At 44.4% G+C, this 9,356-nt stretch carries 8 protein-coding genes; 6 read left to right on the forward strand and 2 right to left on the reverse strand.

Annotated features, from left to right (window positions below; genetic code table 11):
* The first annotated feature begins 19 nt into the window (after nt 1-19).
* The 5 genes from ureC to QO187_RS11085 all read left to right on the forward strand — a co-directional run bounded on the left by ureC (nt 20) and on the right by QO187_RS11085 (nt 5,347).
* On the forward strand, nt 20-2,209 hold the full coding sequence (gene ureC, locus QO187_RS11065; protein ID WP_102093457.1) for an urease subunit alpha: 2,190 nt from the start codon (nt 20-22) through the stop codon (nt 2,207-2,209).
* A 165-nt stretch (nt 2,210-2,374) separates the two neighbouring features.
* Nucleotides 2,375-3,019 carry an urease accessory protein UreE gene (gene ureE / locus QO187_RS11070; RefSeq protein ID WP_102093459.1) on the forward strand — a complete coding sequence of 215 codons (645 nt, stop codon included), beginning with the start codon at nt 2,375-2,377 and terminating at the stop codon, nt 3,017-3,019.
* A complete protein-coding gene (locus QO187_RS11075; protein WP_102093460.1) occupies nt 3,009-3,803 on the forward strand; it encodes an urease accessory protein UreF in 795 nt (264 codons plus the stop codon). The genes ureE and QO187_RS11075 overlap by 11 nt, the downstream gene beginning before the upstream one ends.
* A 57-nt stretch (nt 3,804-3,860) precedes the next feature.
* Nucleotides 3,861-4,544 carry an urease accessory protein UreG gene (gene ureG / locus QO187_RS11080; protein ID WP_102093462.1) on the forward strand — a complete coding sequence of 228 codons (684 nt, stop codon included), beginning with the start codon at nt 3,861-3,863 and terminating at the stop codon, nt 4,542-4,544.
* Nucleotides 4,545-4,594: 50 nt separating this feature from the next.
* Complete coding sequence (locus QO187_RS11085) at nt 4,595-5,347, forward strand: HupE/UreJ family protein (protein ID WP_371548374.1); 753 nt, start codon at nt 4,595-4,597, stop codon at nt 5,345-5,347.
* 153 nt (nt 5,348-5,500) lie between these two features.
* Here the strand turns inward: QO187_RS11085 and tig are convergent, their stop codons facing one another.
* Together tig and rdgB are read right to left on the reverse strand one after the other, a co-directional pair.
* Nucleotides 5,501-6,850 (reverse strand): trigger factor, encoded by a 1,350-nt coding sequence (tig, locus tag QO187_RS11090; RefSeq protein ID WP_102093465.1) that lies wholly within the window; start codon nt 6,848-6,850, stop codon nt 5,501-5,503.
* 534 nt (nt 6,851-7,384) lie between these two features.
* Nucleotides 7,385-8,038: an RdgB/HAM1 family non-canonical purine NTP pyrophosphatase gene (gene rdgB, locus QO187_RS11095; RefSeq protein ID WP_102093467.1), complete on the reverse strand. Its 654-nt coding sequence runs from the start codon at nt 8,036-8,038 to the stop codon at nt 7,385-7,387.
* Between the two features lie 552 nt (nt 8,039-8,590).
* Here rdgB and QO187_RS11100 point away from each other — a divergent pair.
* Nucleotides 8,591-9,220 (forward strand): superoxide dismutase, encoded by a 630-nt coding sequence (locus tag QO187_RS11100; protein WP_101205324.1) that lies wholly within the window; start codon nt 8,591-8,593, stop codon nt 9,218-9,220.
* The last annotated feature ends 136 nt before the right edge of the window (nt 9,221-9,356 follow it).

The raw sequence follows: 9,356 nt of genomic DNA on the forward strand, positions 1-9,356 counted from the left end.
ATAAAATAAGGCGGCTACCATGCAAGCAGGCGAATACCATATCCAAGATGGCGATATTATCTTAAACCAAGGGCGACAGGTACAGACCATCAGTGTGAGTAATACTGGTGATAGACCTATCCAAATCGGCTCGCATTATCACTTTTATGAAGTCAATGATGCCTTGAGTTTTGACAGAGAGCAAACTCGGGGGTTTCGCCTAAATATTATCTCTGGCACCGCCGTACGTTTTGAGCCTGGCCAATCACGGGAAGTCGAATTGGTAGCATACGCTGGCAAGCAAGATGTATATGGTTTTGCTGGGCGTGTCATGGGCGCAGCTCATCCAGACAAAGCATCAGAGAGCGTCACTGATAAAAAGGTAACCACTACTTCGCAAAAGCGAGTCAGTCGTCGTATTTATGCTGAGCATTTTGGTCCTACAACAGGCGATAAAGTCCGTCTTGCCGATACCGAGCTTTGGCTACAGGTTGAAGCAGATTTAACCAGTCATAAAGATACTGCTGTTGATCAAGCAGATACGTCGCAAAGTGGTGAGAGTAGTAGCAAGCCTGTTGAAATTAAAGGTGAAGAAGTTAAATTTGGCGGTGGTAAAGTCATCCGTGATGGTATGGGGCAAGGACAATTGCTGGGTGCGGAAGTTGCCGATACAGTTATTACCAATGCATTGGTCGTTGACTATACAGGCATCTATAAAGCGGATATCGGTATCAAAGATGGTCGTATCAGTGCTATTGGAAAAGCGGGCAATCCTGATATCCAGCCTGCTATTGATATTCCTATTGGCGGTGCTACCGAAATCATCTCTGGCGAAGGCAAAATTCTCACAGCAGGTGGCGTCGACAGTCATATTCATTTTATCGCGCCTCAACAGTGTGAGACGGCGCTTATGTCAGGCGTGACCACAATGCTCGGCGGCGGCACAGGGCCAGCTCAAGGAACGCTCGCCACCACCTGTACACCGGGGGCGTATCATATTGCCTCGATGCTAAAATCTACCGATAGTATTCCTATGAATATTGGACTACTGGGTAAAGGCAATGTGAGTGTACCAGAACCCATTGCTGAACAAATCGAAGCAGGTGCCGTGGGGCTAAAGCTACATGAAGATTGGGGTACAACGCCGCAAGCCATCGATAACTGTTTGAGCGTCGCTGACGACTATGATGTGCAGGTGGCCATTCATACCGATACTTTAAATGAAAGTGGCTATCTAGAGAGTACACTTGCTGCTTTTAAAAACCGCTGTATCCATACTTTTCATACTGAAGGGGCAGGCGGTGGCCATGCGCCCGATATTTTAAAGGCTATTGGCGAGTCACATGTGCTGCCATCTTCAACCAACCCAACGCGACCATACACCGTCAATACCATTGATGAGCATCTCGATATGCTGATGGTTTGTCATCACCTGAGCCCTGCTATTGCTGAAGACGTAGCCTTTGCTGAGAGCCGTATTCGTCAAGAAACCATCGCCGCAGAAGATATCTTGCATGATTTGGGCGCAATCTCGATGATGAGTAGTGATTCACAAGCGATGGGGCGGGTGGGTGAAGTGGTCATCCGTACATGGCAAACCGCGCACAAAATGAAAGTTCAACGTGGTCATCTAGCACCAGATGCAACAGCGACCATTGAGGATGAGCAACAGTACATCACTTTGACAGACTATGATCAAAGCACGGACAACGATAACTTCCGTATCAAACGCTATATCGCAAAATATACAATAAACCCTGCGATTACTCACGGTATCAGTGATATGGTCGGCTCAATCGAAGTAGGTAAATGGGCAGATATGGTGCTCTGGTCGCCCAAGTTTTTTGGGGTAAAGCCTGAATGCATTATAAAAGGCGGGCTCATTGCTGCAGTACCGATGGGTGATATCAATGCCTCTATTCCCACACCCCAGCCTGTACATTATCGTCCTATGTTTGCGACATATCCAAAATCGGTTGCCCAAACCAGCATTACTTTTATGTCGCAAGCGGCGATCGACAAACAAGTGGATAAGCAGCTTGGATTGACCAAAGTCATTCAGCCAGTACACGGCATCCGTAAAATTCGTAAAGGCGATATGCGCTTTAACAGCTACTGCCCAGATATGGACATCAATCCTGAGACCTATGAAGTACGCGCTGATGGTAAGACACTCACCTGTGAGCCAGCTGATGTACTACCTATGGCACAGCGTTACTTTTTATTTTAGAGCTTATGATGCACGTTTATAGGATTTCTAGGACAGACAGTGAGCCATAAACTATGTATACCAATAGTCAGTTGGTTTCTTGAGTGAGATCGTGTCTTTATTCCTAACACTTTTACCATCAATACTATTGACAATAGTTTGAGCAACAACAGCCAGAGAATAATAATGAAAATATTTAATACCCGTTTAAGTACGCTTAGCGATATCCAAAAAGCACAATTGGCAGAACAGTATCAAGCCGATGATTACCTGCTGTTAGAATTTGATACTCGTCAGCATTCCCGCTTTAGAGCCATTACTGTCTCAGGTGAGGCAGTTGGTGTTGACCTGCCTCGTACAGGCGTCTTAAAAGGTGATGACGTGCTTATCAATGCAGCAGGGGAGTTGATGCAAGTGATCGCCAAACCGCAAGCAGTGACCAAAGTGACTGCTGACAATGACTTTCTACTAATGAAAGGCGCTTATCATTTGGGCAATCGTCATGTGCCATTGATGTTTGACCACAGTTTTGATCAGGGTAAGGCAGGCTATTCGCTGTATTTTGAAAACGATCATGTGCTGGCACAAATGTTAGAAAACCTTGGTTTGCATATCGAGTCTACCTCAGTGCCATTTGAGCCTGAGACGGGCGCTTATCAAACGGGCCAAGGGCATGCGCACGGCCACTCTCACTCCCATGCACATTCGCATAGTGACTCTCATAGTCATCAGGAAAGTCATAGCCATGATGAAAGCCACAGCCACAGCCACAGCCACGGACATAGCCATAGTCATCATGATGCGCCTGTAGGTCGTTCAAATGATGGTTAATACCAGTGCTCAGCCTACTCAATCTGCCCAACTTGGACAGCTACTGATGCTGGCATCGAGCAATTTGCCGATTGGTAGTTATACCTATTCGCAAGGTGTGGAGTCAGCGATTGAGTCAGGGGTTGTCTCTGATGAAGCCAGTACGCTTATATTTATGCAGGACTACCTAGCGCTTGCGGTGATTGGCTACGAGCTGCCTGTGTTAGGGCTGATAATGTGCGCGCTTAGCCAAGGTCATGAAGCGCTAGCGGCAAATCTAGCACATGATTATCACGCTGGTCTCGAGAGTAAAGAGTTTGTACTGGAGTCGAAGCAGTTGGCACAAGCGATGGTGTCTTGGCTCAACGAAGTGCTGAGTCTTGGCATACCAGCTGATATACCTGATGATGGATTTTTGCCGCTATTTGCACATATTGCTCAGCATTGGCAGCTGCCATTAGCGCAGTCAATGACCACTTATGGATTTGCGCAATTAGAGAACATGGTGCTCGCCGCTGTGAAGACAGTGCCGCTAGGACAAATGGCAGGTCAGCGTATTCTATGGCAATTACAAAGCGATTTGGGTGCTCAGGTTGATGCTCTAAGCGCTAATGTGCAACATGCTTTCGATGCTTTAATCACATCGATAAATACTATGGATACCTTAGATAAAAGTGAAGAGTCAGACTGTCAGCAGCTATGCCAAGACCTCTATGAAACGCTTAATATCTCGAATAATTTGCCTAATTTGGCTATCTTCTCAAGTATGCATGAGGAGCAATACAGTCGGTTGTTCCGCTCATAAATGTACCTTGATTTCTATTTATAATTATTAATATATAAACTGTTTTAGGAAATTAATATGTCTCTAACTCCGCTCAAACCAAAAAAATCTCACGCTGCATCAGACGTACAAACTGATAGCCAGAAACCGTCTTCTGTCTTATCGTGCTTACGCCTTGGTATTGGTGGGCCAGTTGGTAGTGGTAAGACTGCTTTGACGTTAAGGCTATGCCAAAACCTGCGTGATACGGTCAATATGGCAGTGGTGACCAATGACATCTATACCAAAGAAGATTCAGAGTTTTTGACCCGCAATGATGCCATGCCCGCTGAGCGTATCCGCGGCGTAGAGACGGGCGGCTGTCCGCATACGGCTATCCGCGAAGATGCTTCTATTAATCTGACTGCGATTGCTGAGCTACAAGCGACTTTTGAAGGGTTGGAGTTGATTATCATTGAGTCAGGTGGCGACAATCTAGCTGCGACATTTAGCCCAGAGTTGTCTGACTTGACCTTGTACGTCATTGATGTCTCTGCAGGCGATAAGATACCTCGTAAAGGTGGCCCCGGCATTACCAAGTCTGATTTGTTGATTATTAATAAGACTGACCTTGCACCAATGGTTGGTGCTTCGCTGGAAGTGATGGAACGCGATGCCAAAAAAATGCGTGGCGACAAACCTTTTGTCTTTAGCAATATGAAAACAGGCGATGGGCTAAATGAGATTATCGCCTTTATTAAAGAACATGGCATGCTTGCCTAAAGAGCAGATGAGCTTTTACCATTAAAACATAAAGAATAAGGAAAAACCGCATGACACAGTGTACAAAAGGTCTTCATATCAAAAGCTCTCGCTTTTCACAAGTGCTCTCAGCTCCTCATATCGTATCTGGTTCGGCTGTGATGATGACATCACTGATGCTACCGTCATTGGCACAAGCACACTCAGATCATATTCACTCGACTACCGCGCAAGCGCCATCGTTTTTGGGTACGTTGCAAGCAGGACTGATGCATCCAGTAACTGGCCTTGATCATCTGTTTTTGGCAGTAGGCATGGGCATGTTGTTTTATGGTCTACAAAAGCAGCGCTTAGGCATGATGTCGTTGACGGCAGGGTTGTCATTAGGCGCGATATTGGGCACGGCTGGTGTGCTGATTGGCGGTATCGCGTTTGCTGCATCATCTGGGCTAATTGAAGTGGCAATATCACTGTCGGTAGTCGTATTGGCTATGGTCTTGATGAGCCAAAAAAGCAGACAAGAGGCATTCTCTGCTCAGACCCATACAGCGCACACGCCAAGTATTCAGCAGTTGTCATTGTTTGGCTTTGGTGGTCTGGCAGTGTTTCATGGCATGGCACACGCGATGGAAGTACCAGCGAATGTCGGTGTGAGCGGTCAGCTAGGATTTTATGCAGGGATGATGATTACGATGCTAGCGCTATATGCAGTTGGTACGCTGATTAGTCAACAGTTGCAGCAACGCTTTAGTGATAGCTTGTGGTTACAGCGCGGGCTAGTGCTGCTAGGATTGAGCGCCGTATTCGCACCTGTTTTGGTGTAAAACGTGCTTCATAGTACAAGTACGATGCTTGTTGCTGAACTTCCTTAGCTAGCGAACGCCATAAAAAATGCGCCCCCGATCAAAAGGTTGGGGGCGCATTTTAGTTTTGATAACCGACTACAGCATATCTAAAAAGACAGCCTGTCGTATCAATTACATTGCTTGCTGCTGCTGCTGCTGTTGCTGAGCGGCTAGCAAGTCTTGGTAGCTAACTTCTTTGTCAGTTACTTTACCTTGTTCGATCAAGTAATCTACTACTTGGTCTTCTAGTACTACAGACTCAATGTTAGCGCGCTGCTGCTTGTCATTGGTGTAGTACTCGATGACCTCGCTTGGATCTTCGTAGTTTTCAGCAGCTTCTTTGATGAAGGTTTCAACACGCTCTTGATCTACTTCTAAGCCTTTGGTATCGATAACACGGGCAACGATGATGCCAAGACGGGCAGCACGTAGCGCTTGCTCTTCAAATAGCTCATTTGGCAGCATGTCTTTATCGAAACTATCAGCATTTGCGCCGAACTGCTGAGAGAAACGTTGCATCATCATGTTGCGTTGACGCTCGATTTCTTGCTCTAGCATCGCGTTTGGTACGTCAAACTCGTTCTTTTCTAATAATGCGTCAAAAGTCGCTTGCTTAACTTGACTACGCGCAGCGTTTTTGATTTCGCGTTCCATGTTTTTGCGTACGTCTTCTTTCAATTTCTCTACGCCACCTTCTTTTACGCCGAATAGCTCAAGGAACTCTTCATTGATTTCAGGTAACTTAGATTTTTCAACCAATTTTACGTTGATTTTGAACTGAGCTTCTTTACCAGCTAAGTTCTCAGCTTGATAATCTTCTGGGAAAGTGACGTCGATGACTTTTTCTTCGCCAGCTTTCATGCCTTTGATACCCGCTTCAAAACCTGGGATCATCTGGTTGCTACCGATAACTAGTTTAAAGTCTTCAGCAGAGCCGCCTTCGAATTTTTCGCCGTCGATAGAGCCTTCAAAGTCAAAAGTCACTTGGTTGTCTTTCGCCGCCATGCCTTTTTTCTCAACGAATTCTTCACGTTGCTTTTGTAGGTTTTCGATCATGGTGTCAACGTCTTCTTCACTAACTTGTGCAGTGTGACGCTCAACTTCGATCTCATCGATACCTTGTACATCTACTTCTGGGAAGATTTCAACAGTGGCTTGATATACCAAGAAATCGTCTTCAAGTTTTACGTCGTCGATGTTAGGCATGCCAACAGCGCGGATGTCTTCAGATTTGATCGCTTCAAATACAGTATCACGGATGACATCGTTGATAACTTCTTGTTGAATGCCAGCACCGTACTGAGAGCGGATGTGTGACATAGGGACGTTACCTTTACGGAAACCGTCAATCTTGGCAGTTTTCGCAACTTGGCGAATACGGCCTTCAACTTTGTTTTGAATTTTTTCAACGGGCACTTTAACCGTTAGTTGGGTTTCTTTATTAGATAGCTTGTTGGTTGTGACTTGTAAATCTGTAGCCATGTTAATTACACCTTTAGGATTAAGTAGTACGTTTGATTAATGAAATAGTACTTAGGGTTAAATTGTAATAGACAGACCGCGCCTCAAATTACGGGCATGTACGACGGGCTGCCGTTGAAATAAATAGGGGATAACGATAGCGCACAACGTCAAATTCAGTGCCAGTAGCAATCGCCGCTGATACTAAAAGGTGAACCTGCTGAGGTTGTCCATGCTATCAAATATCGATAATAAACCGTTAATGCACCGCATAATAACGCTTTTTGGTGAATTATACAGCCAAATAACGGATTTCAACAAAATTTTAAAAGTAGAACAGTATAATCTATCTGTTTATTAAAGTAAAAATTATCTCTTTGATGGCATGTTTCCTTATGTTGCTTGCTATTTTATGGATTAATTTTATATAAAGAGTTAGCCATATTCATAGTCAATAAATAAGATAACGGATAAAAAACAGCGATAAGGTTGTAAGCGCATTATGAGCATTGAGCGCGCTTACGGATAGTTATGGATAGAACAGCTATAAAGTACTTATAAAGGCAGTTGTGCCAATAACTGCTGGATTGCCTGACCACGATGACTGATGCTGTTTTTATCAGCAGCGCTCAGACTCGCCGCACTGGATTGCAAATCAGGTAACCAAAACAATGGATCATAGCCAAAACCGCCGTCACCATGTGGAGTCTCCAAGATTTCGCCATGCCATAATCCTTGGGCGACAATCGGTAGCGGATCATCAGCATGACGCACCATTGCCAGTACGCAAACGAACATACCTTTGATCGGAGTATCTGGCTTCGCTGCGCGGATAGGCAGCAAGTCGGCGATGAGCTTGGCGTTATTTTTACTATCGTTGCCGTGCTCACCAGCATAGCGAGCAGAGTAGATACCTGGTGCGTTACCGAGTGCGGGTACACACAGTCCTGAATCATCAGCAATCGCAGGCAGTCCACTGATACGGCTCGCATGACGGGCTTTGATAATGGCGTTTTCTACAAAGCTTAAACCATCCTCGATGGCGTCTTCAATATCGAGCTGACATTGCGGGACAATCGTCACGTCCAAGTTCGCTTCGGCAAATAGCCGTTTAAATTCAGCCAATTTGCCTTTATTGTTACTGGCCAGTACCCATTGGTTGCCAGATGTCGGATGGGTAGCAATTAACGAGGTATCAGTGGTGCTCATAGAGTCAGTCCGTTATATGAAAATGATGAAAAATTATTATTCGAGTGAGCTTTATTTACTTTCTGTAGCGCTAATCGGTAAATTATTTGACGATTGAAGTAGTTATACTAATAATGATAACGCATGAGTTTGGAGTGCGTGCAATTCCTGCTTAATAAATAACCAATCGCTATGTAGATTGTACGGGCTATAACATTTGGTAACTGATATTATTGGTTGCTATTGCTATAATAGGAGACAAGCTACAGTGAATTATATCTTATGGCTTGTGAATATTAAGTTAATAAAAGTCTATAAAGTCAGAGACTTGGCTTTTTGACGAAGAATAATAGCAATAAGTAACCGACAGGTTGATTTTGGATTCATAATGATACGTGATATTGTATTGAGCAGTACTGTGTATCAAGCGATAAAGTTCATTTCAAACAATAAACTCAGCCAATTTAGTCCGCTATTTTATAGTGTTTTTTGCGGTGTAAAAATAGCGTAAAATTCAGCTTCTATAAGCAAGTTTTTATAAACTAACGGCTAAACAGCAAGGATAAAATAATTATGTCAAACATTACTTTACCAGACCTACCATATGCAAAAGACGCACTAGAGCCACATATCAGTGCCGAAACGCTAGAGTATCATCATGACAAGCATCATGCTGCTTATGTAAACAAGCTAAAAGACATGTTGCCAGGTTCTGGTCTAGAAGATAAAACATTGCCAGAAATCATCGTAGCGACTGCTAAAGATGACAGCAAGCAAGGTATGTTCAACCAAGCAGCTCAAGTATGGAACCACACGTTCTACTGGAACTGCATGACGCCAACGAACGGCGGCGGCGAACCTACTGGCGATCTAAAAGCAAAAATCGAAGAAGATTTCGGTAGCTACGACAAGTTCCGTGAAGAGTTCAAAAACGCAGCATTGACTCAGTTTGGTTCAGGTTGGGCATGGCTAGTTGCTGATAAAGTCGGTGGCAAATTGTCAATCGCCAAAACTGCTAACGCTGACACCCCACTTGCACATGACCAAGTAGCTGTATTGACTTGTGACGTATGGGAACACGCGTACTATGTAGATTACCGTAACCGTCGTCCTGACTATGTTGACACGTTCCTAGACAAGCTAGTGAACTGGGACTACGCAAACGCAAAATATAAAGGTCAAGATGCTGGCGTTGAAGAGTAATCTTTAACGACTAAGTATTTGATTAATAAAAAAGGACGCCGCGAGGTGTCCTTTTTTTGGAGCCTTTCCTAAAAAGTGTGTAACTGCTTATAATCCACTAACAGGAGAATAAGCAATGACTACTCAATCTGACATT

This window comes from Psychrobacter sp. Arc9 (assembly GCF_041431295.1).
GTDB lineage: Bacteria > Pseudomonadota > Gammaproteobacteria > Pseudomonadales > Moraxellaceae > Psychrobacter.

What these genes read in the sequence shown, in the direction of transcription:
- QO187_RS11100 (WP_101205324.1), top strand. Translation starts at nt 8,591, where the DNA reads ATGTCAAACATTACTTTACCAGACCTACCATATGCAAAAGACGCACTA.
- QO187_RS11075 (WP_102093460.1), top strand. Translation starts at nt 3,009, where the DNA reads ATGATGGTTAATACCAGTGCTCAGCCTACTCAATCTGCCCAACTTGGA.
- tig (WP_102093465.1), bottom strand. Translation starts at nt 6,850, where the DNA reads ATGGCTACAGATTTACAAGTCACAACCAACAAGCTATCTAATAAAGAA.
- QO187_RS11085 (WP_371548374.1), top strand. Translation starts at nt 4,595, where the DNA reads ATGACACAGTGTACAAAAGGTCTTCATATCAAAAGCTCTCGCTTTTCA.
- rdgB (WP_102093467.1), bottom strand. Translation starts at nt 8,038, where the DNA reads ATGAGCACCACTGATACCTCGTTAATTGCTACCCATCCGACATCTGGC.
- ureC (WP_102093457.1), top strand. Translation starts at nt 20, where the DNA reads ATGCAAGCAGGCGAATACCATATCCAAGATGGCGATATTATCTTAAAC.
- ureG (WP_102093462.1), top strand. Translation starts at nt 3,861, where the DNA reads ATGTCTCTAACTCCGCTCAAACCAAAAAAATCTCACGCTGCATCAGAC.
- ureE (WP_102093459.1), top strand. Translation starts at nt 2,375, where the DNA reads ATGAAAATATTTAATACCCGTTTAAGTACGCTTAGCGATATCCAAAAA.